The 23,369-nt window shown below is 68.4% G+C and carries 16 protein-coding genes and 6 pseudogenes; 12 read left to right on the plus strand and 10 right to left on the minus strand.

All coding sequences use genetic code 11. The features are described 5' to 3' along the window. Positions 1-5 precede the first annotated feature (5 nt). The 3 genes from ASF41_RS22235 to ASF41_RS22245 all read right to left on the minus strand — a co-directional run bounded on the left by ASF41_RS22235 (position 6) and on the right by ASF41_RS22245 (position 4,904). On the minus strand, positions 6-1,337 hold the full coding sequence (locus tag ASF41_RS22235) for a nucleotide sugar dehydrogenase (RefSeq protein WP_280138169.1): 1,332 nt from the start codon (positions 1,335-1,337) through the stop codon (positions 6-8). A gap of 697 nt (positions 1,338-2,034) precedes the next feature. After that, a complete protein-coding gene (locus ASF41_RS22240; RefSeq protein WP_056497189.1) occupies positions 2,035-3,534 on the minus strand; it encodes a CoA-acylating methylmalonate-semialdehyde dehydrogenase in 1,500 nt (499 codons plus the stop codon). Between the two features lie 32 nt (positions 3,535-3,566). After that, positions 3,567-4,904: an aspartate aminotransferase family protein gene (locus tag ASF41_RS22245; protein WP_056497192.1), complete on the minus strand. Its 1,338-nt coding sequence runs from the start codon at positions 4,902-4,904 to the stop codon at positions 3,567-3,569. A gap of 180 nt (positions 4,905-5,084) precedes the next feature. Between ASF41_RS22245 and ASF41_RS22250 the strand changes: the two genes are divergently transcribed. The 3 genes from ASF41_RS22250 (at position 5,085) to ASF41_RS22260 (ending at position 7,559) form a co-directional block, all read left to right on the plus strand. Then, positions 5,085-5,633, plus strand: coding sequence for a cupin domain-containing protein (locus ASF41_RS22250; protein WP_056219567.1), 549 nt, complete (start codon positions 5,085-5,087; stop codon positions 5,631-5,633). A gap of 101 nt (positions 5,634-5,734) precedes the next feature. Next, on the plus strand, positions 5,735-6,661 hold the full coding sequence (locus ASF41_RS22255) for a histone deacetylase family protein (protein WP_056497195.1): 927 nt from the start codon (positions 5,735-5,737) through the stop codon (positions 6,659-6,661). Positions 6,662-6,731: 70 nt separating this feature from the next. Then, positions 6,732-7,559, plus strand: a complete 828-nt coding sequence (locus ASF41_RS22260) for an endonuclease/exonuclease/phosphatase family protein (RefSeq protein WP_056275766.1) — start codon at positions 6,732-6,734, stop codon at positions 7,557-7,559. Here ASF41_RS22260 and ASF41_RS22265 read toward each other — a convergent pair. Together ASF41_RS22265 and ASF41_RS24510 are read right to left on the minus strand one after the other, a co-directional pair. Further along, positions 7,450-8,895: a phospholipase D-like domain-containing protein gene (locus ASF41_RS22265; RefSeq protein WP_056497198.1), complete on the minus strand. Its 1,446-nt coding sequence runs from the start codon at positions 8,893-8,895 to the stop codon at positions 7,450-7,452. The genes ASF41_RS22260 and ASF41_RS22265 overlap by 110 nt on opposite strands. Before the next feature lie 67 nt (positions 8,896-8,962). Continuing rightward, positions 8,963-9,091: pseudogene (locus tag ASF41_RS24510) on the minus strand (IS3 family transposase); the annotation flags it as partial. Positions 9,092-9,250: 159 nt separating this feature from the next. On the opposite strand from ASF41_RS24510, the gene ASF41_RS24515 reads away from it, so the two are divergent. Further along, positions 9,251-10,669, plus strand: a complete 1,419-nt coding sequence (locus tag ASF41_RS24515) for an O-antigen ligase (RefSeq protein WP_082504747.1) — start codon at positions 9,251-9,253, stop codon at positions 10,667-10,669. A gap of 206 nt (positions 10,670-10,875) precedes the next feature. Here ASF41_RS24515 and ASF41_RS22270 read toward each other — a convergent pair. Next, positions 10,876-11,304, minus strand: a pseudogene (locus tag ASF41_RS22270) (IS630 family transposase); the annotation flags it as partial. 64 nt (positions 11,305-11,368) lie between these two features. Between ASF41_RS22270 and ASF41_RS22275 the strand changes: the two are divergent. After that, on the plus strand, positions 11,369-12,394 hold the full coding sequence (locus ASF41_RS22275) for an IS110 family transposase (RefSeq protein ID WP_056497201.1): 1,026 nt from the start codon (positions 11,369-11,371) through the stop codon (positions 12,392-12,394). Between the two features lie 260 nt (positions 12,395-12,654). Here the strand turns inward: ASF41_RS22275 and ASF41_RS22280 are convergent. Together ASF41_RS22280 and ASF41_RS25510 are read right to left on the minus strand one after the other, a co-directional pair. After that, positions 12,655-13,193: pseudogene (locus ASF41_RS22280) on the minus strand (IS630 family transposase); the annotation flags it as partial. 100 nt (positions 13,194-13,293) lie between these two features. Then, positions 13,294-13,395 (minus strand): annotated as a pseudogene (locus ASF41_RS25510) (IS5/IS1182 family transposase); the annotation flags it as partial. A 74-nt stretch (positions 13,396-13,469) separates the two neighbouring features. On the opposite strand from ASF41_RS25510, the pseudogene ASF41_RS26335 reads away from it, so the two are divergent. From ASF41_RS26335 to ASF41_RS22295, 3 genes and pseudogenes are all read left to right on the plus strand, one after another. After that, a pseudogene (locus ASF41_RS26335) lies at positions 13,470-13,884 on the plus strand (IS5 family transposase); the annotation flags it as partial. Between the two features lies 1 nt (position 13,885). Further along, positions 13,886-14,246: pseudogene (locus ASF41_RS26340) on the plus strand (transposase); the annotation flags it as partial. A 98-nt stretch (positions 14,247-14,344) separates the two neighbouring features. Then, positions 14,345-14,935, plus strand: a complete 591-nt coding sequence (locus tag ASF41_RS22295) for a PAS domain-containing protein (protein ID WP_244479754.1) — start codon at positions 14,345-14,347, stop codon at positions 14,933-14,935. A gap of 33 nt (positions 14,936-14,968) precedes the next feature. On the opposite strand, the gene ASF41_RS22300 is transcribed toward ASF41_RS22295, so the two are convergent. Beyond that, positions 14,969-16,246 carry a hypothetical protein gene (locus ASF41_RS22300; protein ID WP_056497214.1) on the minus strand — a complete coding sequence of 426 codons (1,278 nt, stop codon included), beginning with the start codon at positions 16,244-16,246 and terminating at the stop codon, positions 14,969-14,971. A gap of 243 nt (positions 16,247-16,489) precedes the next feature. Then, on the minus strand, positions 16,490-17,260 hold the full coding sequence (cobF, locus tag ASF41_RS22305; RefSeq protein ID WP_056497217.1) for a precorrin-6A synthase (deacetylating): 771 nt from the start codon (positions 17,258-17,260) through the stop codon (positions 16,490-16,492). Positions 17,261-17,495: 235 nt separating this feature from the next. Here cobF and ASF41_RS22310 point away from each other — a divergent pair, with 235 nt between their 5' ends. The 4 genes from ASF41_RS22310 (at position 17,496) to ASF41_RS22325 (ending at position 23,356) form a co-directional block, all read left to right on the plus strand. Then, positions 17,496-17,924 carry a hypothetical protein gene (locus tag ASF41_RS22310; protein ID WP_056497220.1) on the plus strand — a complete coding sequence of 143 codons (429 nt, stop codon included), beginning with the start codon at positions 17,496-17,498 and terminating at the stop codon, positions 17,922-17,924. A 94-nt stretch (positions 17,925-18,018) separates the two neighbouring features. Beyond that, on the plus strand, positions 18,019-19,752 hold the full coding sequence (locus tag ASF41_RS22315) for an efflux RND transporter periplasmic adaptor subunit (RefSeq protein WP_056497223.1): 1,734 nt from the start codon (positions 18,019-18,021) through the stop codon (positions 19,750-19,752). Positions 19,753-19,763: 11 nt separating this feature from the next. Continuing rightward, positions 19,764-22,895: an efflux RND transporter permease subunit gene (locus ASF41_RS22320; RefSeq protein ID WP_056497226.1), complete on the plus strand. Its 3,132-nt coding sequence runs from the start codon at positions 19,764-19,766 to the stop codon at positions 22,893-22,895. 20 nt (positions 22,896-22,915) lie between these two features. Continuing rightward, a complete protein-coding gene (locus ASF41_RS22325; protein ID WP_056497229.1) occupies positions 22,916-23,356 on the plus strand; it encodes a DUF305 domain-containing protein in 441 nt (146 codons plus the stop codon). Positions 23,357-23,369: the final 13 nt, after the last annotated feature.

Consider the following 23,369-nt stretch of genomic DNA (forward strand, 5'->3'; position numbering starts at 1 on the left):
TCCTCTCAATCGTTGCCAAAGAGATCGCGTGTGTAGACCTTGGCTTCGACATCGACGAGGTCCGACGACAGACGGTTGGCAACGATAATATCTGACATTGCTTTGAACTGGGCCAAGTCATTGACCACAGGCGAGTTGAAGAACGTCTCGTCCGCCATGGCCGGCTCGTAGACGATGACGGAGATACCTTTCGCCTTGATACGTTTCATGACGCCCTGGACGGACGAGTCTCGGAAATTATCCGATCCATGTTTCATCGTAAGACGATGGATCCCAACAGTATTCGGCTTGTGCGCTAAAATATCGCTTGCGATGAAATCCTTGCGGGTCGAGTTCGCGTCGACAATCGCGCGCATCAGGTTTTGCGGAACATTGTTATAGTTGGCTAGAAGCTGTTTTGTGTCCTTCGGGAGGCAGTAGCCGCCGTAGCCGAACGAGGGGTTGTTGTAGTGGCTGCCGATCCGTGGATCCAGGCTGACCCCACCAATGATCTCGCGCGAATTCAGGCCGTGCTGGGCGGCGTACGTATCGAGTTCGTTGAAGAATGCCACGCGCATGGCAAGATAAGTATTTGAGAAGAGTTTAATCGCCTCAGCTTCGCTCGAATTCGTGAAAAGAACGTCGGCGTCCTTCTTGATCGCGCCTTCGCCCAGCAATTCGGCGAATTTCTCCGCGCGCCTAGAATGCTCGCCAATAATGATGCGTGACGGATAGAGGTTGTCATAGAGCGCCCTGCCTTCCCGAAGAAACTCCGGAGAAAACATGATGTTGCTCGTGTTGAAACGTTCGCGGGCCGAGGCCGTGAAGCCGACCGGAATCGTGGACTTGATCACGATCGCGGCGTTCTGGTTGACGGCTAGTACATCGCTGATTGCTGAATCGACGTACTGGGTGTCGAAGTAGTTGGTCTCTGGATTGTAGTTGGTTGGCGTCGCAATGATCACGTAATCGGCATCAGTATAGGCTTCTGTTCGATCACCCGTCGCCTTCAAGCTCAGGCTATGGTTTGTGAGATAGTCCTCGACCTCAGCATCCACGATGGGAGAGATCTTTTGATTCAACATTTCAACCTTGGATGGAACGATATCGAAGGCGAAAACATCATTGTGCTGAGCTAGGAGAATGGCATTTGAAATACCGACATATCCAAGACCCGCGACGGCCACCTTCATCAGGCTCACCTTCCAATTCGTTCCAGCAAGGGCGATCAATAGTTGATTGCGCCGCGATTTGAAATACCGACATATCCAAGACCCGCGACGGCCACCTTCATCAGGCTCACCTTCCAATTCGTTCCAGCAAGGGCGATCAATAGTTGATTGCGCCGCAATACTCAAGCGCGCGGCCTTTGGTAAGCGTCTTGCTCGCCTCTCCCAGCGCCTTCTTTTGGCAGTCTTGGCGTGAGGTGTTGCAGGCCGCGAGCAGGCGGACGAGGCACCGCGATCTGTTTCGCGAATTCCTCTTCGCGTACGGAGAGGCGTGTCCGCGCACAACCGCCACGCAGGCCATGCCGCATCCCGGTAGCGGGCGATCTGCAGGGTTGGAGGCAGGCCTAATCGCGTGCGCGTTGCGCGTCGAAAGAGAATGCTCTGCCTCGCCGCTTCCGTGCGAGCCCCCTCGTCGCTGAGACGCCTGACGCGCCGCTGAGGTGGGGGCTTTGCCGGCAAATCGCGGACCGAATTCTCTAGCCGGTCGGTGGCGCCCTGACGGCGCGAGGCGCGTATGCAGGATATCAGGGATCGCACGGGCGGCGTCGCGGCCGATCCCATCCGGCATCGACCGCAAAGCTGAGGCCGGCGCCGCGCCCGTGTCTCCGTATCCGGCAGCTTTGCGCTTGGCCGACCGTCCCGGTTAGCCCAGTTCGGAGCTGGCCGGTCCGGATCCCTCTGACGGAGCGCACCAGCACCCGCGCGGCCTCTCCGCCAAGCCTGCACGCTGACGGACGGTGTTCGCGCTGCGCCGGCCACCCGGACTGCCTGCAGCGGAGCCGAGGCCTCCGGATGCGTTCGGGGCGGGGCGACGGCTCCCGGCCCACTACTCCATGGTGGGCATGACGAAGTCGGCGCCGGCGCGGATGCCGGTGGGCCAGCGCGTGGTGATGGTCTTCAGGCGCGTGTAGAAGCGCACGCCCTCGGGGCCGTGCATATGATGGTCGCCGAACAGCGACGCCTTCCAGCCGCCGAAGGAGTGGAACGCCATCGGCACCGGGATCGGCACGTTGATGCCCACCATCCCGACCTCGATCCCGTGTGCGAACTCGCGCGCGGCATCCCCGTCCCGGGTGAAGATCGCCGTGCCGTTGCCGAACTCGTGCGCGTTGATCAGGCGCGCGGCCGTGGCGTAGTCCGGAGCCCGGGTGATCGCCAGGACGGGCCCGAAGATCTCTTCCCGGTAGATCGACATCTCCGGGGTGACCCGGTCGAACAGGGTGCCGCCGAGGAAGTAGCCGCCCTCGTAGCCCTGCAGGCTCAGGCCGCGCCCGTCGACGAGGAGCTCGGCGCCTTCCGCCACGCCCGCATCGATGTAGCCGCTCACCTTGTCGCGGTGCACATTCGTCACGAGGGGGCCCATCTCCGAGTCCGGGTCCGTGCCCGGCCCGACCTTCAGCGCCCGCACCTTCGGGATGAGCTTGGCCACCAGCGCGTCGGCGGTCTTCTCACCCACGGGCACGGCCACCGAGATCGCCATGCAGCGCTCGCCGGCCGAGCCGTAGGCCGCGCCCATCAGCGCGTCGACCGCCTGGTCCATGTCGGCGTCCGGCATGACGATCATGTGGTTCTTGGCGCCGCCCAGCGCCTGGGCGCGCTTCCCGTTGGCGGTGGCAGTGGCGTAGATATAGCGGGCGATCGGGGTCGAGCCGACGAAGCTCACCGCCGCGATGTCGGGGTGATGCAGGAGGGCGTCGACCGCCTCCTTGTCGCCGTGGACCACGCTGAACACGCCGTCCGGCAGGCCGGCCTCCTTGAGCCAGGCGGCGACCAGCAGCGCGGGCGAGGGATCGCGCTCGGAGGGCTTCAGGACGAAGCAGTTGCCGCAGGCCAGCGCCACCGGAAACATCCACATCGGCACCATGACGGGGAAATTGAACGGCGTGATGCCGGCGACCACGCCCAGCGGCTGGCGCAGGGCATGGCTGTCGACGCGGGTGCCGACGTTCTCGGTGACCTCGCCCTTGAGAAGCTGGGGAATGCCGGTGGCGAACTCCACCACCTCGAGCCCGCGCTGGATCTCGCCCTTGGCGTCGGAGAGCACCTTGCCGTGCTCGGCGGTGATCAGGGCGGCGAGTTCGTCGGTGCGCTCTTCGGCGATGCGCAGGAAGGCGTTGAGGATGCGGGCGCGGCGAAGCGGCGTGGTGTGGGCCCAGGCGTGGGCGACCGCCTTGGCGGCCGCCACCGCCGCGTTGACGTCCGCCGTGTTGGCCAAAGCGACCCGGCCGGTCTCCTCGCCGGTGGCGGGATTGTAGACCGGCGCGGTCCGGGTGCTGGTGCCGGCGACGGTCCGGCCGCCGATGAAGTGGGAGATCGCGGTAGACATCGAAAATCCTGACGGAGGGGGAGTGGAACGGTTCAGGCGGCGCGGGCGATGGCGTCGCCGAGGATCGACGCCATGGTGTCGATCTGGTCGCGCTCGACGATCAGCGGCGGCGACAGGGCGACGATGTCCCCGGTGACCCGGACGAGAAGACCGCGCTCGAAGCAGTCGACGAAGACGTCGTAGGCTCGCGCCCCGGGGGCTCCGGGCCGGGACGCCAGTTCGATGCCGGCGACGAGGCCGATGGTGCGGATGTCGATGACGTGTCTGGCACCCCGCAGGTCGTGCATGGCGCTGGCCCAATCCTCGGCGAGCTCCGCTCCGCGGGTGAGCAGACCCTCCTGGGCGTAGATGTCGAGGGTGGCGAGGCCCGCCGCGCAGGCGACCGGGTGGCCCGAATAGGTGTAGCCGTGGAACAGCTCGATCACCGCCTCCGGGCCGTGCATTAGCGCATCGTGGACGCGCCGCGCGCAGAAGACCGCGCCCATCGGCAGGGCGCCGTTGGTGAGGCCCTTGGCAGTGGTGACGAGGTCGGGGATCACGCCGAAGTAATCCGTCGCGAAGGGCGTCCCGAGGCGACCGAAGCCGGTGATGACCTCATCGAAGATCAGCAGGATGCCGTGCCGGTCGCAGATCGCGCGCAGGCGCTCCAGATAGCCCGTCGGCGGCAGGAGGACGCCGGTGGAGCCGGCCACCGGCTCGACGATGCAGGCCGCGATGGTCTCGGCCCCGTGCAGGGCGACGAGGCGTTCGAGGTCGTCGGCGAGTTCCGCCCCGTGCGCGGGCAGGCCCTTCGAGAAGGCGTTGCGCTCGGGATCATGGGTGTGGCGCAGGTGGTCGATGCCCGGCAGCAGCGGAAAGACGCGGCGGTTGTTGACGAGGCCGCCCACGGAGATGCCGCCGAAGCCGACGCCGTGGTAACCGCGCTCGCGCCCGATCAGTTTGGTGCGCGTGCCCTGGCCGATGGCGCGCTGGTAGGCCAGAGCGATCTTGAGGGCGGTGTCGACCGATTCGGAACCGGAGCCGGTAAAGAACACCCGGTCGAGCCCGGCCTCCGGGCCGCCCGGCGCGATGGCGGCGAGGCGCTCGGCGAAGTCGAACGCCGCCGGATGGCCCATCTGGAATGAGGGCGCGAAGTCGAGGGTGGTGAGCTGGCGCTCGACCGCCGAGGCGATGCCCTGGCGTCCGTGCCCGGCATTCACGCACCAGAGGCCGGCCGTGCCGTCGAGGACGCTGCGCCCGTCCGTGGCCGTGTAGTGCATGCCCTTGGCCGAGGCGAGCAGGCGGGGCGCCGCCTTGAACTGCCGGTTGGCGGTGAACGGCATCCAGTAGGCATCGAGCCCGGGGGCATTGGATGCGGGGTGGTGGTCCATGGCAATCTTCAACCCAGAGATGTCGCTGTGCTCGGAAGAAGCGCCGATTGCGACGCCCGGACAAGTCCTTTTCTGCACGCAACGAAGTGCTTGAAAAGGCGGGGGCCGTGCGGGCAATGTCGGTGAATCCTGAACATCCCTAACGGGCGTTCCGCCCCAGGGGCCGACTCACGGGTTTTGATGAGCATCGATCTCGGCGCGCGCCTGCGCTTCGTCCGCACCGCCCATGGCCTGTCGCAGCGGGCGCTCGCCAAGCGCACCGGTGTCCCGAACTCGACGATCTCGTTGATCGAATCGAACGGTGTGAACCCCTCCGTGGGCGCCCTCAAGCGCATCCTGGACGGCATTCCCATCGGCCTGTCGGAGTTCTTCGCCGTGGAGCCGGAGCGCTCGCGCAAGGCGTTCTACCGGGCCGACGAACTCACCGAGATCGGCCGGGGGCCGATCTCCTACCGGCAGGTCGGCGACAACCTGTTCGGGCGCAGCCTGCAGTTGTTGAGGGAGCGCTACGAGCCCGGCGCCGATACCGGCCGGGTGCCTCTGGTCCATGACGGCGAGGAGGGCGGCATCGTCCTGTCCGGCCGCCTGGAGGTGACGGTCGATTCGGAGCGTCGCATCCTCGGACCGGGCGACGCGTATTCCTTCGACAGCCGCCGGCCTCATCGCTTCCGATGCGTCGGTCCCGTCGCCTGCGAGGTGGTGAGCGCCTGCACGCCGCCGACCTTCTGAAGGTGACGTCGTCCGGCGAGCGGCCTGGGGGGAAATCTCCCCACTGGCCGCGGATCTGCGATCTGGTATACCACGGATAGACAGACGCTCGGGAGCGCCGCATGACCATCCTCTTCAGTCACGAGGCCGCCCTCGGGCACCAGACCCCGCATGGGCATCCGGAGCGGCCGGAGCGCATGCAGGCGGTCAAGGATGCCCTCGCGACGGAGGCCTTCGCGGCCCTCGACCGCCGGGCGCCGGAACCCGCGAGCCTGGAGACCGTGGCGCTGGCCCATCCCGAGGAATGGGTCCGGGCCATGGTGGCGGCCGCCCCCGCCGAGGGACTGGTCCACGTCGATTCCGATACCGTGCTGTCGCCCGGCACCATCGAATGCGTCCTGCGCGGGGTCGGGGCGGCGGTCCAGGGGGTCGACGCGGTGATGACGGGCCAGGCTCGCACGGCGTTCTCGGCCATGCGCCCACCGGGCCACCACGCCGAGCGCACCCGCGCCATGGGGTTCTGCCTGTTCAACAATGCGGCGGTCGCGGCCCGCCATGCCAAGGCCGCCTACGGGGCGGAGCGGGTGGCCATCGTCGACTGGGACGTGCACCACGGCAACGGAACCCAGGACATCTTCTGGGCGGACCCCTCGGTGCTGTTCTGCTCCACCCACCAGATGCCGCTCTATCCCGGCACCGGCGCGGTCTCGGAGGCCGGCGACCACGACACCATCGTCAACGCCCCCCTGAAGCCCGGCGCCGACGGCGAGCGCTTTCGTGAGGCGTTCACCGCGCGCATCCTGCCGCGCCTCACGGATTTCCGGCCCGACCTGATCATCATCTCGGCGGGCTTCGATGCCCATTGGCGCGATCCCCTGGCCAACCTGATGCTGGAGGCGGAGGACTTCGCCTGGGCCACGCGCCAGGTGATGGAGATCGCGGGGCAGACCTGCGACGGGCGCATCGTTTCCCTGCTGGAGGGCGGCTACGATCTGAAGGGCCTCGCCGAATCCACGGCGGCGCACGTGGCCGCGCTCATGGAGTCGTGAGGCGCAAAAGCCCATGACCTCGTCCCGGCCCGGGCTTTCCGCCGGGCGTGCCTGACCCACCTATGTGCCGATGCTGAACGATCGCCGCCTCGCGCGCCTGACCGCCCGTGCCCTCCAGACCTCCCATGGGCGCCCGGGCCAAGACCGCCCCGGGCTCCGCAAGATCGTCAGCTGGAACCTCCTGCGGCGGGTCGGCGCGAATGTCGCCGGAATCGCGACGCTGATCGAGCGCGAGCAGCCCGACCTTGTGCTGATGCAGGAGGCGACCAAGGATATCGAGGCCCTGCAGGCCAAGGTCGGCGGCCACTACGCCTGGGCCCAGATGCCCGGGCGCATCCACGGCCTCGCGGTCTGGAGCCCGACGCCCTTCGCCACCCCCCCGAAGGCCATCGAGCTTCCCGCCGGCGCGATGTTCGACCGGGTGAGCCAGGTGATCGATCTCGGTGAATTCGGCGTCGCCAACGTCCACCTCTCGCACGGGCAGATGCTCAACCGGCGGCAGTTGCGCTGCATCGAGCAGAGCCTGCCGGACCGGGCCGCCGTCATCGGCGACTACAACCTGGTGGGGCCGACGCTCCTGCCGGGGTTCCGCGACGTCGGCCCGCGCCTGCCGACCCACGCCATGGCGCGGGTGGTGCCCCTGCGGCTCGACCGCTGCCTCGTGCGCGGATTGACCTGCCACGGGCGCAGCGTGCTGCCGCGCGGCGCCTCGGATCACCGGCCGATCATCGTGCACCTGGCTCCCACCCACGAGATCATCCTGAAGGACACCGCGGAGCCGGAGCGCATCAAAGGTATGGCAGGAGTAATCGGACGCCTGCGTCGCGCAGCCGGACGGGGAGACCGCGCCGGGACAGGTGCTCGCGCGTCAGCCGGACGCTCATCTTCTCCTGCATGAACGCGTCGAGGTGTCGGGCGAGCCCGGAATCATAGACCTCGACGTTCAGCTCGAAATTCAGGCGGAAGCTGCGGGTGTCCCAGTTGGCGCTGCCGATGAAGCACCAGGCATCGTCGATCACGAGGAGCTTGGCATGGTCGAAGGGCGGGTCGTCGAGCCAGATCCGGACGTCGCTGCGCAGGAGCGGGTCCACATGCGCCCGGGTCGCCCAGTCGACCACCGCGTGGTCGCTGTCCATGGGGATGATGACGTCCACCGTCAGGCCGCGCAGGGCCGCCAGCGACAGGGCGCTCACCAGCACCTCGCTCGGCAGGAAGTAGGGCGTCATCAGGCGGATGCTGGTCCGGGCGCAGGTGATCGCCTCGAGCACCACGAGTTCGATCTTGCGCAGGTCCGCGTCCGGCCCCGAACTGACGACCCGGGCCTGCGTCTCGCCCCGCGCGGCGAGGGGCGGAAACCAGGCGGGGCCGTCCAGTTCCTGGTCCATCACGAAGGCCCAATCACTGGCGAAGGCCGCCGTCAACTGGATCACGACCGGCCCCTCGATGCGGAAATGGACGTCGCGCACCGGGTCCGGCGGATGGGTCGCCACCCGGTTCTCGTCGGCGATGTTGATGCCGCCCGTGAAGGCGAGTGTCCCGTCGAGGATGAGCAGCTTCTTGTGGGTGCGCAGGTTCAGGAACGGCATACGCCAGGGCAGGACGGAGTGCATGAACCGGCCGACCGGGATGCCCCGACGCCGCAGGCCGCCATAGACCGAGGCGAAGAAGTAGCCGCTGCCGATACCGTCCACGAGGACCCTGACGGCGACCCCCCGGTGATGGGCATCCTCCAGCGCGCCGAGGAAGGCCCGGCCGATCTCATCCTTGCGGAAGATGTAGCTCGACAGGGCGACGGAGTGCCGGGCCTCTCGGATGGCCGCCAGCATCGCCGGATAGACCGCATCGCCGTTGCGCAGCGGCTCGATGCGATTGCCCGCCTCCAGGGGGAGGCTGGTGATGCGCTGGACCGCCAGGCCGAGAGGCTGGAACCGCTCCGGCAGGATGGGCGGCGGCGCCGCACCACCCGCGTGCCGCGGGCTCGCCTGAGAGGGCTTAATGCGCAGCTTCTGCGCCCGTCGGGTAACCCGGTTGACCCCGAACAGCGCATAGAGCGCACTGCCGAACAGGGGCGCCAGCCAAATTAGGCCGATCCAGCCGATGGCCGCCCCAACCTCCCGCTTGCGCAGGAGGACGTGGATGCTAACGAGCCCCGACAGGATGGAACCGCAGATCCAGAAGACCTCGATTCGGATCGAAGTCAAGGCGCTGATCCATGAGAGCAATGCCTGTTCCAACGCCGCTCCCATTCCGCGAACCTCGCTGGTCATACGCTATGGCTGGCCGGAGCACCAAGCGCACGCCATAGCTCTGCTCAGAGATCTCCGCCTCCTTGCAGGTAAGTGCCAAACTCTTGCCTTGTGCCGTCTGCACCTCGATCTGGCGCAGCTTCAGCACCACCTGCTCCGCGCTCATCTTCTGACCTCTCCGCATGTTCGACTCCCTTGGTCGCAGCTGATCCTCTCAATCAGCTCGGTCCAAAGCCACCCGGTCAGGTCAAACCGTCTGGCCGATCGTGCGATTTATGATATGAAGTGACAAATAGCATCAAAACTTCCAGGCTGCCCCCTTTATTAGTGAGAACGCCCGATAATGCGCACCCAATTCACTTTTCAAGTCGCTCTGTTGCTTTGCTTCGCCTCACTGCTGGTGCTTTCAGGGAACGATAATCTCGCGCTTGCTGGTGTTGGCATAATAGCCGCAGTCCCCATTCTTAGTGTTGGATTATACTGTTTAACTGCTGCTGTGAATGGAAACAAAAATTGCATCCAGGCAGTCGGAGTGATAGCAATACTCCTCATATCGGTCACTATAAGGTTTAGAGAATATGAAGATAAGTCGATAGATTTCCAGATACTAATGAAAATTGGCTCGATAGGCTTGATGCTGTTCATGGTCGGCGTCGCCTACCTTATGGGGCGCCTTAAGTTTTCAAATTCTATCGTTGGTGTTTGGCTTGTGTTTGTTTCATATCTGGTGATTACCTCTATATATTCCGAGACTTTTACTTTCTCGGCCATGACGTCTCTGTCACTGTTTAGCTGCAGTTTGTTTTGTTTTTATCTCGTGCAAGCGATTGGCATCAATAGATCTATCGAGATAGTTATCGTATCCAGCGCCGTCATTTGCGCGCTGTCAATTTTTGTTTTTTTCGCCTTTCCACAACTCGGGAAAATGCATGGATGGACTGGAACTGAATTTGGATCGCTCAATCGTATGCGCGGGGTCACCCCCTCTGCAAATGCGCTCGGGTCCATGGCCGCGCTCGGCTTTCTGTTCTTTTATTTCTACGCTCGTCAAATGCGTGGCTTAACACTGTACATTGGCATCGCCCTTGTCCCGTTGGCATTAATTTGCTTGTTACTTAGCAATAACCGCATGTCGATGGCAGGTATTCTCATAACGATCGTATGTGCCTCCCTCTTACGTGGACAAACCCTTATCAAGGGATTGTTTTTAGGGGGCGTTGGTATTTTGGGCTTGTTAGTTTTGGTGACTTACCCAGACGAGATCCTAACGTCAGTTTCGCGATCAGGCGATGCTTCCGAAATTACAAGTGGAACGGGACGTAGCTTCATCTGGGCCGTTGTAATGGAGCACGTTTCTGCTAAGCCGTTTTTTGGTTATGGCTATTCATCATCTATCTCCGTGCTGCCAAAAGATCCGAGACTATTCGGTGTTGCAGCTCATGCGCACAATCTTTACCTAGAAATACTTTTTTCAGGAGGAGTTACTGCTTTATTTTTATTGTTTATATCAATTTTTTGGACAATGAGAGCTTCAATTCGCGTAGGCGCCTTTCGCGAGTCTGCGCTTCTACTATTTTTCCTAATTAAAGGAGTAATGGAAGCCTCTCCTTTTACTGGTATTGTATCCTTCAATGCTTTTGTGTTTTTCTTCGCGATTGCGGTTATTGCGTCACGAAACTCAGTGGTTCCTGCTCGAGTATGCCAGAGAGAGGCCAATTTAAGATCAAGGCTACCACAAAACTTACAGTCTGTGCGGCCTTGAGCCGTATAAAGGGCGGATCAATTCTAGAGCCGTTCCCTTTCAGGTTGGCTCGTAGGCATCGTATCCAGCAGCGGCGAGGTAGTTTCGGCACTCATCCGGTCGGACGGCGGCGAACGCGTTCTCTAACTCCTGATGGCTTGNATGGTCCGAACGCACGAGATTTATCGCATGCCCCAGACCATGAAAAGTCCTAGAGCCGTTCCCTTTCAGGTTGGCTCGTAGGCATCGTATCCAGCAGCGGCGAGGTAGTTTCGGCACTCATCCGGTCGGACGGCGGCGAACGCGTTCTCGATGGCGGTAGTTAGGTCGGCGGCGGTCCGTGCTGCAGCCGTTCGGAGGAGAGCTTTGACCTTGGCAAAGACCTGCTCGATCGGATTGAAGTCCGGACTGTAGGGCGGGAGGTAGAGAACCCGCGCGCCGACTGCCTCAATGGCCTCGCGCACCCCGGCGACCTTATGGGCGTTCAGGTTGTCGACGATGACGGTGTCACCGGGCTTGAGGACCGGAGCCAGGGTGTCGGTGACGCAGGCCCGGAAGCGCAGACCATTCGTGGCTCCATCGAAGACGGTTCTGGCGATCAATCCCGTGGCGCGTAGGGCGGCGGTGATGGTGGTGGTCTTGTAGTGATGGGGTGGACGCCCCCCGACGGCATTGATGTGCCAGAGTGGTGGTGTTGTGAACCACCCGAGGGAGGCGTCCGTGACAGAGGTTAGCACCATCGGCCTGGATCTGGCCAAGAACGTCTTTCAGGCGCACGGCGCGAATGCTGCCGGTGCGCCGATCTTCCGCAAGAAGCTGCGGCGGGAGCAGGTGCTGGCCTTCTTCGCTGCTCAACCACCCTGCCTCGTGGCGATGGAGGCCTGCCCTGGCGCGCATCATTGGGGCCGCGAGATCGGCAAGCTCGGTCACACGGTCAAGCTGATCGCGCCTGCCTACGTGAAGCCCTTCGTCAAGCGCCAGAAGAACGACGCGGCCGATGCCGAGGCGATCTGCGAGGCCGCGCAGCGTCCGACCATGCGCTTCGTTGCCGTGAAGAGCGAAGCCAAGCAGGCACCCGCGGTGATCTTCCGGACCCGCGACGTGCTGGTCGGCCAGCGCACCCAGCTCATCAACGCCATCCGCGGCCATCTTGCCGAGTACGGCCTGATCGCGCCGCAGGGGCCCGCCCACATCGAGCGGTTGATCGCGCAGATCGAGGATCCCGCTTCGGACATTCCTCCGGCCGCCCGCGCAAGCCTTGCCGTGCTCGTCTGTGCGTTCCGCCACCTGCAGGAACAGACCGCAGCCCTCGATGCCGAGATCGCCACACGCGCGAAGGCCGACGATACGGCTCGGCGGCTGATGAGCGTGCCGGGCATCGGCCCGCTGATCGCCACCGCCATCGAGGCTCTGGCCCCGCCCGTAGAGACGTTCCGTTCGGGTCGCGACTTCGCCGCCTGGGTCGGGCTGACTCCAGTACAACGCTCGACCGGCGGCAAGGAGCGCCTCGGCCGCACCTCGCGCATGGGCGAGCGGACGCTGCGACGCCTGCTCATCATCGCGGCCAGCGCGGTGGTGCGCTGGGCTAAGCGCAAGGGCGTCCCGGCCGACTCATGGCTCGGCCAAATACTCGCGCGCAAGCCGCCGATGCTGGTCATCGTGGCTGTGGCGAACAAGAACGCGCGCATCGCGTGGGCCCTTCTGAGAAAGGGTGGGATCTACCGAGCTCCGGCCGTCACCGCGTAGGCGGGACGGACGCGAGGCTGTCGGAGGGCGTGAGGAGGTCGACGGACAGGTATGGCGCAACGTCGGTGAGACGGAGTTGGGAGAATCAGGCGCATGGGGAGCGCTTCGAGCGCGCTGTAGTGATGTGGTCCCGACTCTCGCACTCCCATACGGGCCCGCGGCATGTGACCCGCCGCATTAGAGGCCGGACACATGGCAGCACCCGATCAAGCACCGCGCCCGTCCAGAGATTTTGCTTGCACCCGAGGGGGCGTCCACACATGCCCGTGAGGTACGGCGATCCGGCAGCGCTGACCGCACGGAGCACGGCCATACCGGCGGACCATCTTCGTCGTGGCGGCCGTCTCGTCGAGGAAGACCAGGCGATCCGGATCGAGATCGGGTTGACGCTCGAACCAGTCCTCGCACGCGGCCTTCACATCCGGCCGCTCCTGCTCGGCCGCGTGGACAGCCCCTTTTTACGGGTGATCCCATGCCGGGCGAAGAAGCGTGACAGGCTGCTCGTGCTGGCGCGGACGCCCCGTTCCGAGAGCCTGTCGCTCAGTTCCCGCAGGAAGGAGAGCGGATGCTCTTCGTGGATCCGAAGGATCAGGGCTGCCTGCGCTTCCAGGCGCTGCGAGTTGCGGTCGCCGCCCATGGGCCTGGGCGCGATCCGCCCGTCCTGCCGAAAGCGCTCGTGCCAACGGATCGCGCTGGCTGCCCCGACCCCAAAGCGTTTGGCAGCCTGACGCCGCGATGCACCCGCTTCAATCGCGGCGACCACACGCTCGCGCAGATCGACCGACAGGGCTGAAGGCATGGCAATCCTCCCTCACAAGCCCATCCAGTGAATCACACGCCAGCAAGATCGCCTACCCCAAGCGATTCAACCCGCCAGRGCACAGCACTAGGTTGCGGACTCATAAAGTTCGCAGCCAGACCCGGATGGCGGCGAGTTTGACGCTGGCAAGAAAGTTGTCGGGATCCTTGTCGTAGCGGGTAGCGACGGCGCGGAAGTGCTTACTAGGTCGTGAACCCATAACGGGTGGCACGGTTTGGTCGGTGCGTCGTTGGTTTTCCATATGGAGGACCGAGGATGGCGCGGTTTGACCTRACGGATGCAGAGTGGGCGGTGATCGAGCCGGTTCTGCCGACGGACGTGCGCGGCAAGGATCGGGTGGACGACCGACGGGTGCTGAACGGGATCTTCTGGCGGCTGCGCACGGGTGCGCCGTGGGCCGACATCCCGGCGYGTTAYGGGCCCTACACGACCTGCGGCAACCGCTTCCGGCGCTGGCGCAAGCGCGGCATTTGGGATCGGCTTCTGGCTGCTGTGTCGAAGGCTTACGAGGGCGATCTGCAGATGATCGACGCCACCAGCGTGCGGGTTCACCAGCATGCAGCCTRCGCCAAAAAAAAGACGGCGGATCCGGTGGCATGGGTCGCTCACGGGGCGGCCTGACCAGCAAGATCCACGCGCTGGTGGRTGCCGAGGGCCGTCCCTTGGTGCTNAAAAAAAGACGGCGGATCCGGTGGCATGGGTCGCTCACGGGGCGGCCTGACCAGCAAGATCCACGCGCTGGTGGATGCCGAGGGCCGTCCCTTGGTGCTGAAGATCACGCCCGGTCAGGCGCATGACGGGCGCTCGGCGACCGACATGCTGGGCGGGCTGGGTGAAGGCCAGGTCCTGCTGGGTGACCGGGCCTACGACAGCGATGCGCTGCGAGCCCGGATGTCCGAGCAGGGTGCTTGGGCGAACGTAAAGCCGATGCCCCACTTCCGCGCCGTCGCTACCCGCTACGACAAGGATCCCGACAACTTTCTTGCCAGCGTCAAACTCGCCGCCATCCGGGTCTGGCTGCGAACTTTATGAGTCCGCAACCTAGGGTGCTGCACGCCCAGAGCTCTGTGCGGCCGATCAGGCAACCTCAGGTCGTCTGCGCGGATCCGCTCCTGCCGGTGAGGAGACCCATGATGCGATCCCCGCCGCCGGAGTCGGAGGCCGACATTCCCGGGGGCCTGCGGGCGGCCCTCGCCGCCTCGGGCGTGGTCGGCGCCTGGGTGCACGACATCTGGGCGGACCGCCTCGTCGTCTCGGCCCCGGTGGCCCGGGCCGTCGGGTGGCCGCCGGAGGCGGGCGCGCGGGGCGTGCCGCTGGCGCGCTTCCTCGCCCGCATCCACGACGCGGACCGCGCGCGGGTCGACAACGCCCTCCACGCGGCGATCGCCCGGGGCGGCGCCTTCGCGGTGGCCTTCCGCACCCGCGGCCCGCGCCGGCTGGACCTGCGCCGGCTGGACCTGCGCGGACGCATCGAGGCCGACGCCGCGGGGACCCCGGCGCGGGCGCGCGGCATCGTCCTCGACCTGGCCGAGGACCGCGCGGACGGCCCCCGGGACCAGCATGCGGTGAACCGGATGGCCGAACACGCCATCGCCCTGCGCGGCCTCGCCGACGATCTCGCCCGGCCCGGCCTGTCGCGGCTCCTCGATCGCCTGATGGTGGAGATCGGCCTCGAGCTCGCCCGCCACCTCCGGGACAGTCCGGACGGCCAGCGGCACTGACACGAAGAGCCCGGATGAGACGAAGGGCCCGGATCAGCGGGGCAGGGCCGTGGCCTCCCGCGTCGGGTGGCCCCGGTGGCTCGCGAGCTCCCGCAGGATCGGCCCGGCTCCGGGCCGTGCCAGGGCCTCGGCGTAGGCCGCGATCAGGCCGGCGCAGTCCCGGGCGATGCGCGTCGTGCGCGCGGGCTCGGCAGCGGGCGCGGCCATCGCCGCGCCCGCCCCCTGCCCGGCCGCCCGGGCGAGCACGGTCGCGGCCGCATCGTCGTCCAGGATGTCCTGCGCCGCCAGGAGGTTGCCCGCTCCGCCGATGCTGAGGCAGACCTGCGGGTCGGCCCGGCGCATCGCCCGCAGGAGAACGCGGCCGGTGGCGACCCACGTGGCGTCGTCGGCGCCGCGCAGGATGCGGGCGATGGCGCGCGCGGCCCCCGCCCGCAGGCGGTCCAGGGCCGCGCCCTCGGGCAGGCCGGCCCGGTAGCCGTCGAGATAGGCGGCCGCCAGCGCGTCGAGGACGTCGCCCCGCCCCGCGAGGGCGCCCCGCCCCGCGAGGGCGCCGAGGAGCGGCAGCGCGCCCAGGATCGCCGCCCGGGCGCCGGCGGAACTCGGATCGTCGTCGAGGGTGGAATCGGGGAAGCGGTCGGTGTCGACCAGCGCGGTGGCGACCCGCGCCCGGATCAGGCGGGCGGGCTCGGGGATCCACAGGCTGTCGGAGGCCACGGCGAGGGCCTCGGCGGCGAAGGCCGGGTCGACGCCGGCGGCCAGGTAGGCCGCCCGCTCGGCCGAGGCGTCGGCCTGCACCACCTGGCCGAACAGGCCGGGATCGTAGGGGGCATGGAAGCCGAGGCGGCCGTCCGTCACGAGGTAGCGCTCGGCCCCGCGCACGAAGGCCAGGGTGCAGGCGGAGACGCAATAGTCCGGCACGTAGGTGGCAAGGCCCCGGGCGGCGATGAGGTCGCCGATCGCCGTCGCCTCCTCCACGAGGCCGCCCTCGCTGGTGAGATGGATGCGCGTCACCTCCGGATGGATCGCCAGCAGGGCTGCGAGGCGCGCGGCCGTCCCCGCCCCGATCGCCCCGGCGAACCGGATGTCGCGCCCCTCCGGCCCGAGGGCAATGCGCGCCGGGGGCCCGGGCTCCTGCGTGTGGAAGCGGTCCTCCAGGTGCAGGGACAGGGCGGTGTAGGCCGCGCCGAGGGCGGGAAGCGCCCCGGCGGCCGCCAGGACGGCGCAGGCGACCCCGGCGACCAGCACCGCACAGAGCGTCCGCGCGCGCCCCTGCCCTCCGAACCCGTCCGCCCGAACCCCGTGCGCCGCCATCCGCAAGCCCTCCCGATCCTGGCCCGCGACAGTCGTCGTCGCGGCCGGATCGGCCGATTATTGGCCCGGCGAAGTCTCGTGCAAACACCCGGCCAAGTCTCGGACAGTCACGGGTCGCGCCAGCTTTGGAGGAAAGGGATTTTTGTTGATGTGTCCCTGCGGCGACGCGGGAGAATCCCCTGTCGGTCGGGCAGGAGGCCGGAGGATCCTTCCGGCGGATGGGCGACCATGTCGCAGGCGGTCTCAGTCCGGGCTGGCCGGCTCGGGCGGGCGCAGGAGATAGGTGTCCATGATCCAGCCGTGCCGGGCGCGGGCGGCCGCGCGGACGGCGCCGATCTCGTCGGCCACGTCGCCGAGGCGGCCCGAGACCAGGATCTCGTCGGCGGTCCCGAGGAAGGCGCCCCAGTAGATGGTCAGGTCCGGGTCGAGATGGTCGAAGCGGGGCCGGCCGTCGAGCATCACCACGGTGGCGTCGCTGCCCGCGGGCAGGCCGCCGGCGATCTGCCGGCCTGTGGTGATGGTGATCGGCCCGCCGATGCGGTTGAGGGGGATGCGGTGGCCGGCCGCGAGCGCCTGGACGCTGGTGATGCCCGGGATCACCCGGACCGCGAGGTCCAGGGTTCGGCGCGCCCGGATGCGGTCGAGGATGCGGAGCGTGCTGTCGTAGAGGGAGGGATCGCCCCAGACCAGGATGGCGCCGCAGCCCTCCGGGCCGAGTTCCGTCGCGATCATCGCCTCGTAGAGCGCCGCGCGCGCGGCGTGCCAGGCCTCGACGGTGGCTCCGTAATCGGACGGATTGCGGTCGCGCTCGGGATCCTGGGCCTCGACGAAGCGGTAGGGCCTGTCCGTGAGATACCGGCTGCAGATCTCCCGGCGCAGGTCGACGAGGTCGGCCTTCGCGCGGCCCTTGTCGAGGGCGAAGACCACGTCGGCGGTGTTGAGGGCGCGGATCGCCTGGATCGTCATGTGCTCGGGGTTGCCGGTGCCGATCCCGATCACCAGGAGAGTTCTCATCGCGCGCCGTCCTCCGCTGCCGCCTACAGGCGGTGCCGCCCGAAGGCGGAGCCTCCGGGTCGCCCGCTTAGAGCATGCGGCGGGGGAGGGGAACCGGTGCCGCGAGAAACCCCGTGCGTTCCCAGCCTCTTAGGTCGAGCCGGGGTGCCCGCGGGCACGCCCTGCGCGAAAACCGGCCTGTCGTCGCCCGGCGCGGTGTGCTATGTCTGTCGTTGATATGATGCGCGTCCGGCACATGGCACTCTGGCTCGCGGCGGCGATCGTGCTGATCGCCGTCGGCCTCATGCCGTCCGGCGCCGAAGCCCATGCGGGCCATCCGCACGCCGCGGGTGTGGCCGCGACCGCCCCCTCCCCCGCCGTCTCGGCGGAGGCCCGGCTCGGCGGCGAAGACCGGATCCTCCTGCCGCGGGCCGCGATCCGGACCCGCGTGGTGCTGGCCGCCGCCCCGATCAAGGCGCTGAGCACCGGCGCCTGCGACGGCCTCTGCGGCCATGCCGGCTGCCGCAGCTCGAACGCCTGCTGCACCGGGGCCGGGCTCGCCCCGGACAGCGACGCCGTGGCCGGCCCGCGCGGGCCCGGCGACCGCGCCCTGGCACGCGCCCTCCCCGCCCGGACGGACATCGTCCCGGAAACCCTCCCCGAACCGCCTCGATTCGACGCCTGACGCTGCCGCGCGTCCCATGAGGCCCGCGAGACTCCCGATGGAGGCTCGCGGCCGGGACGCCGTTCCGTGCTCCTCGGCGAAAGACTCCCGGTCCATGTTCCGTTGCCTCGCGGCCGCCCTGCGCGCGCTCGCCCTCCTCGTCGCCCTCGCGCTCCCCGCCCTGCCCGTCCTGTCCGGGGCCGCCCTCGCCCATGAGGGCCACGATCATGGTGCGGACGCGCCGCAGGCTCCGGCCGCGACGGCCCCGCGGGCGGAGGCCGTCTCCGAGCGCTTCGAGCTCGTCGCCGTGGTGCAGGGCACCGATCTCGTGCTCTACCTCGACGCCTTCGCCACCAACGCCCCCGTCCCGGAGGCGGGCGTCGCCGTGATGACGCCCGAGGGCCGGCGCAAGGCCGCCGAGACCGCGCCCGGCACCTACCGCCTCGCGGCGCCCTGGCTCGCGGCCGGGACCGACCACGACCTCGTCGTCGGCGTCTCGGCCGAGGGCCGCACCGACCTCCTCGACCTCGATCTCCACCTGCCCGCCCCGACCGCCGGACCTTCGGCCTCGGGCGCCGCCGCCTCGGCCACGGCCCTGGCCGATCGCCTCGCGCGGCAGAGCCCGGCGGCGCTGGCGGCCGGCGGCTTCCTGATGGGGCTCGGGGCGTTCGCCCTGGCGCTCCGGCGCCGCGCGGGCCAGTCTCTGGCCGTGATCCTGGCCGTCCTCCTCGCCGTCGGGGCGACGCTGGTGCTCGCCCTGTTCCTCGGCGGCGCGGCGCAGGCGCACGAGGGCCACGGCCCCGACCAGACGCAGCCGCCCGTCACCCCGGCGGCGCTCACCGGCGGCACCCTGATGGAGCGGGCGCGCCGCCTGCCCGACGGCTCGGTCTTCGTGCCGAAGTCGCTGCAGCGGCTGCTGGCCCTGCGCACCGGCCTGACGGCGCAAGCCTCCGTCACCCGGAGCGTCGCGTTGCCAGGCCGGATCATCCCCGACCCGAATGCCAGCGGCGTGGTGCAATCCTCCGTCGGCGGTCGGCTGGCGCCGCCGGAGCGGGGCTTTCCCCGCCTCGGCACCCGGGTGACGCGCGGCGAGGTGCTCGCCACCGTGACGCCGCCGGTCCAGGCGGTGGACGTCTCCGACATGCGCCAGCGCCAGGGCGAGCTTGACCAGCAGATCGCCATCCTGGAGCGCCGGGTCGGGCGCTTCGAGCGGCTCTCCACCACCGGCGCGGTGGCGCAGACCCAGCTCGACGACGCCCGCTCGGAACTCAGCGGCCTGCGGGACCGCCGCGCCGCCCTCGACGCCATCCGGCGCGAGCCCGAATCCCTCGTCGCCCCCGTCGACGGCGTCATCGCCGAGGCGAACGCGGTGGCGGGCGCCATGGCGGCCCCCGGCACCGTGGTCTACCGCATCGTCGATCCGGGCAAGCTTTGGGTCGAGGCCCTGAGCTTCGAGGCGCTGGCCGAGGGCAGCCGGGCCACCGCGCGCCTGGGCGACGGCGGCACCCTGCAGCTCGCCTATCGCGGCACGGGGCTCGCGGACCGCAACCAGGCGGTGCCGGTCCAGTTCGCGGTGGAGGGCGAGGCGAAGGGCCTGCGCCTGGGCCAGTTCGTCACCGTGCTGGCCCCCGTCGGCCCGGCCCGCCCCGGCCTGCCGGTGGCGCGCTCCGGCGTCGTGCGGGCGGAGGGCGGCAGCCTCGTCTACGAGCACGTCAGCGCCGAGCGCTTCCTCGGCCGCCCGGTGCGGGTGGCGCCGCTGGATGCCGACCGGATGCTGGTGGAGGACGGGATCGCGGCCGGGCGCCGCGTCGTCGTCCAGGGCGCCGAGCTCCTCGACCAGATCCGCTGAGGAGAGGCCCGATGTTCGAGACCATCGTCGCGCAGTCCCTGCGCAACCGCCTGCTCGTGCTGGCGCTGGCCGCCGCCCTGGTGCTGACCGGGCTCCTCGCCCTGACCCGCCTGCCCGTCGACGTGCTGCCGGACCTCAACCGGCCCACCGTCACGGTGATGACGGAGGCGGAAGGGCTCGCGCCCCCGGAGGTCGAGCAGCGCGTCAGCTACCCGATCGAGACCCGGATGAACGGCCTGCCCGGCGTCACCCGGGTGCGCTCGGTCTCGGGCATCGGCCTGTCCATCGTCACCGTCGAGTTCGCCTGGGACGCCGACCTCTACCGGGCGCGCCAGTTCGTGGCCGAGCGCCTGGCGCTGGCCCGCTCGGAGCTCCCCGCCGACGTGATGCCCCAGATGGGGCCGGTCTCGTCGATCATGGGCGGCATCCTGCTGGTGGCGGTGACCTCCGAGACCGCGAGCCCGATGCAACTGCGCGAGACCGCCGACTTCACCATCCGGCCGCGCCTCCTGTCCATTCCGGGCGTGGCGCAGGTCATCCCGATCGGCGGCGCGGTGCGCCAGTTCCGGGTGGCGCCGAACCCCGCCGCCATGCGGGCCCTGGGCGTCACCCATGCCAGCCTGACCCAGGCCCTGGAGGGCTTCGGCACCAATGCGGGCGGCGGCTTCACCGATGCGGGGGCCCGCGAGGTGCTGATCCGCGCCATCGGCCGGACCATCGACCTCGACGACCTGCGCAACCTCGTGGTGGGCACGCCCGCGGGTCCGGTCTACCTGCGGCAGGTGGCGGAGGTGGATTTCGCCCCCCGGCCCCGGCGCGGCGATGGCGGCTACCTGGGCAAGCCCGCCGTCATCGTCTCGGTGGAGAAGCAGCCGGGCGTCGATACGGTGCGGCTGACGAAGACCGTGGAAGAGGCGCTGGCCCAGCTCGGCCCCAGCCTGCCGCCCGGGATCCAGGCCGACAAGGTGCTGTTCCGGCAGGCGGATTTCATCGAGACCTCCCTGCACAACGTGGTCCAGGTGCTCCTCGAGGCCGTCGCCGTGGTGGCTTTGGTGCTGTTCGCCTTCCTGATGAACGCGCGCACCACCCTGATCTCGCTCACGGCGATCCCGGTCTCGATCCTCGCCACGGCGGCGATCTTCTCCGCCCTGGGTCTGTCCATCAACACGATGACGCTGGGCGGCCTCGCCATCGCCATCGGCGAGCTCGTCGACGACGCGGTGGTGGATGTCGAGAACATCCTGCGGCGCCTGCGCGAGAACCGTCACGAGGGCGCGCCGCGCACGGCCTTCGCGGTGATCGTGGCGGCCTCCAACGAGGTCCGCTCCGGCATCGTCTACGCGACCGTGATCATCTGCCTCGTCTTCGTGCCGCTCTTCGCCCTGTCGGGCATCGAGGGCCGGCTCTTCGCCCCCCTGGGGCAGGCCTACATCATCGCGATCCTGTCGAGCCTGCTCGTCTCGCTCACCCTGACACCCGCCCTCGCCTCCTGGCTGCTCCCCGGCCTGAAGACCCTGGAGGCGCCGGAGGGCCGGCTGATCCGCGGTCTCAAGGCCGGCAACGGCCGCCTCGTCGCGTTCGCCTTCGGTCACCCGCGCGCCGTGATGGCGGCGGCCGTGCTCGGCGTCGGTGCGGCGGCCTTCGCCGCCACCACGCTGCCGCGGGCCTTCCTGCCGGCCTTCAACGAGGGCTCGTTCACCGTCAACCTCGCCTTCACGCCGGGCATCTCCCTCGCCGAATCGAGCCGGATCGGCGCCATCGCCGAAGGTCTGGTCCTCGACATCCCGGAGGTGGACCGGGTCGGGCGCCGCACCGGCCGGGCCGAGCTCGACGAGCATGCCGAGGGCGTCCACTCCACGGACCTGGAGATCGCGATGAAGCCCGGCGGGCGGCCGCGCGCGGCCATCGTGGCGGATCTGCGGGCGCGCCTGGGCGTGCTGCCGGTCTCGCTCAATGTCGGCCAGCCGATCTCGCACCGCCTCGACCACATGCTCTCGGGCGTCCGGGCCGAGATCGCCCTCAAGCTGTTCGGCGAGGACCTCGACGGCCTGCGGCGCACGGCCGAAGCCCTCACGACCGCGTTCGAGACGATCCCCGGCATCGCCGACCTGTCCATCGAGAAGCAGGTCCGGATCCCGCAGCTCGAGGTCCGGGTCGATTCCGGACGCGCCGCCCTCTACGGCATCGCCCCCGGCGCCGTGGTCGAGGCGGTGAGCCGGCTGGCCAACGGCCGGGTGGTCTCGACCCTGGTGGACGGCCTGCGCCGCTACGACGTCACCCTGCGCCTGCCGGAATCCGGCCGCTCGGTGGCGGCACTCCGCGAACTCCTCATCGAGACGCCCACCGGCTGGGTGCCGGCCCACGCGCTGGCCGACATCACCGAGCGCGACGGCCCCAACCAGATTCTTCGCGAGAACGGCCGGCGCAGGCTGGTCGTGCAGGCCAACACCCAGGCGGGCGCGGACGGCGCGGCGGTGGCCGCCGCCATGGCCGACACGCTGGCGCGCACGACGCTCCCCCAGGGCATCACCGCGAGCCTGGAGGGCGCGTTCCAGGCGCAGGGGGAGGCGACCCGCACCATCGGGCTCCTCAGCCTCGTCTCGCTGGCCCTGGTCTTCGCCCTGCTGGCGAGCCGCTACCGCTCCGGCGTGCTCGCCCTCATCGTCATGGGCAACGTGCCGCTCGCCCTCATCGGCAGCGTCGCGGCGCTCTTCCTCGCCGGGCTGCCCCTCTCGGTGGCCTCGATGATCGGCTTCGTGACGCTCACCGGCATCGTCGCCCGCAACGGCATCCTGAAGATCAGCCACATCCTCAACCTCGGCATCGCCGAGGGCCTGCCCTTCGGGCCGGACCTGGTGCTGCGGGCCAGCAACGAGCGGCTGGTGCCCGTCCTGATGACGGCGCTGGCCGCCGGCATCGCCCTGGTGCCCCTCCTCGTCGACGGCACGGCGCCCGGCAAGGAGATCCTCCACCCCGTCGCGGTCACGATCTTCGGCGGCCTCTTCAGCGCCACCCTCCTCGACGCGGTGCTCACCCCCGTCCTCGTCCTGCGCTTCGGCCGGGGCGCCTTCGCCCGCCTCCAGGCGGCGCAAGGCCCTGCCTCGGCGCCGGCCGCGGGCGCCCCCGCCCCGGCCCTGTTCTGATCTCCCGGAGACCGACCCCCATGAAGACCGCCGCCGCCGTCCTCGCCACCCTCGCCCTCTTCGCCCTGACGGGCGCCGCCCCGGCCCATGAGGATCACCCCGCGGGGGATGGCCACGACCACGGCCACGCCACACCGGGCCATTCGCACGCGGAAAAACCGGCCGGCGCGGCGAAGGCCGGCGCATCCCCCTCCACCAGGGCGTTCCAGGAGGCCGCCATGCGCATGCACGGCGACATGGAGATCCGCTATTCCGGCGATGTCGACCGCGATTTCGCCGCCGGCATGATCCCGCACCATGCCGGCGCCATCGCCATGGCCCGGGTCGCCCTGCAATACTCGAAGGACCCGGAGGTCCGGGCGCTCGCCGAGCGCATCGTCACGGCACAGGACACCGAGATCGCGCAGATGCGGGCCATCCTGGCGCGCAAGGAGGCGGAGGCGAAGGCCGCCGCGCGCTGAAGCCCCCCCTGGT

The organism is Methylobacterium sp. Leaf111, assembly GCF_001423285.1.
In the GTDB taxonomy this organism is placed as follows: domain Bacteria; phylum Pseudomonadota; class Alphaproteobacteria; order Rhizobiales; family Beijerinckiaceae; genus Methylobacterium.

What these genes read in the sequence shown, in the direction of transcription:
- ASF41_RS22240 (WP_056497189.1), bottom strand. Translation starts at nt 3,534, where the DNA reads ATGTCTACCGCGATCTCCCACTTCATCGGCGGCCGGACCGTCGCCGGC.
- ASF41_RS22245 (WP_056497192.1), bottom strand. Translation starts at nt 4,904, where the DNA reads ATGGACCACCACCCCGCATCCAATGCCCCCGGGCTCGATGCCTACTGG.
- ASF41_RS22250 (WP_056219567.1), top strand. Translation starts at nt 5,085, where the DNA reads ATGAGCATCGATCTCGGCGCGCGCCTGCGCTTCGTCCGCACCGCCCAT.
- ASF41_RS22255 (WP_056497195.1), top strand. Translation starts at nt 5,735, where the DNA reads ATGACCATCCTCTTCAGTCACGAGGCCGCCCTCGGGCACCAGACCCCG.
- ASF41_RS22260 (WP_056275766.1), top strand. Translation starts at nt 6,732, where the DNA reads ATGCTGAACGATCGCCGCCTCGCGCGCCTGACCGCCCGTGCCCTCCAG.
- ASF41_RS24515 (WP_082504747.1), top strand. Translation starts at nt 9,251, where the DNA reads ATGCGCACCCAATTCACTTTTCAAGTCGCTCTGTTGCTTTGCTTCGCC.
- ASF41_RS22295 (WP_244479754.1), top strand. Translation starts at nt 14,345, where the DNA reads ATGATGCGATCCCCGCCGCCGGAGTCGGAGGCCGACATTCCCGGGGGC.
- ASF41_RS22300 (WP_056497214.1), bottom strand. Translation starts at nt 16,246, where the DNA reads ATGGCGGCGCACGGGGTTCGGGCGGACGGGTTCGGAGGGCAGGGGCGC.
- cobF (WP_056497217.1), bottom strand. Translation starts at nt 17,260, where the DNA reads ATGAGAACTCTCCTGGTGATCGGGATCGGCACCGGCAACCCCGAGCAC.
- ASF41_RS22310 (WP_056497220.1), top strand. Translation starts at nt 17,496, where the DNA reads ATGGCACTCTGGCTCGCGGCGGCGATCGTGCTGATCGCCGTCGGCCTC.
- ASF41_RS22315 (WP_056497223.1), top strand. Translation starts at nt 18,019, where the DNA reads ATGTTCCGTTGCCTCGCGGCCGCCCTGCGCGCGCTCGCCCTCCTCGTC.
- ASF41_RS22320 (WP_056497226.1), top strand. Translation starts at nt 19,764, where the DNA reads ATGTTCGAGACCATCGTCGCGCAGTCCCTGCGCAACCGCCTGCTCGTG.
- ASF41_RS22325 (WP_056497229.1), top strand. Translation starts at nt 22,916, where the DNA reads ATGAAGACCGCCGCCGCCGTCCTCGCCACCCTCGCCCTCTTCGCCCTG.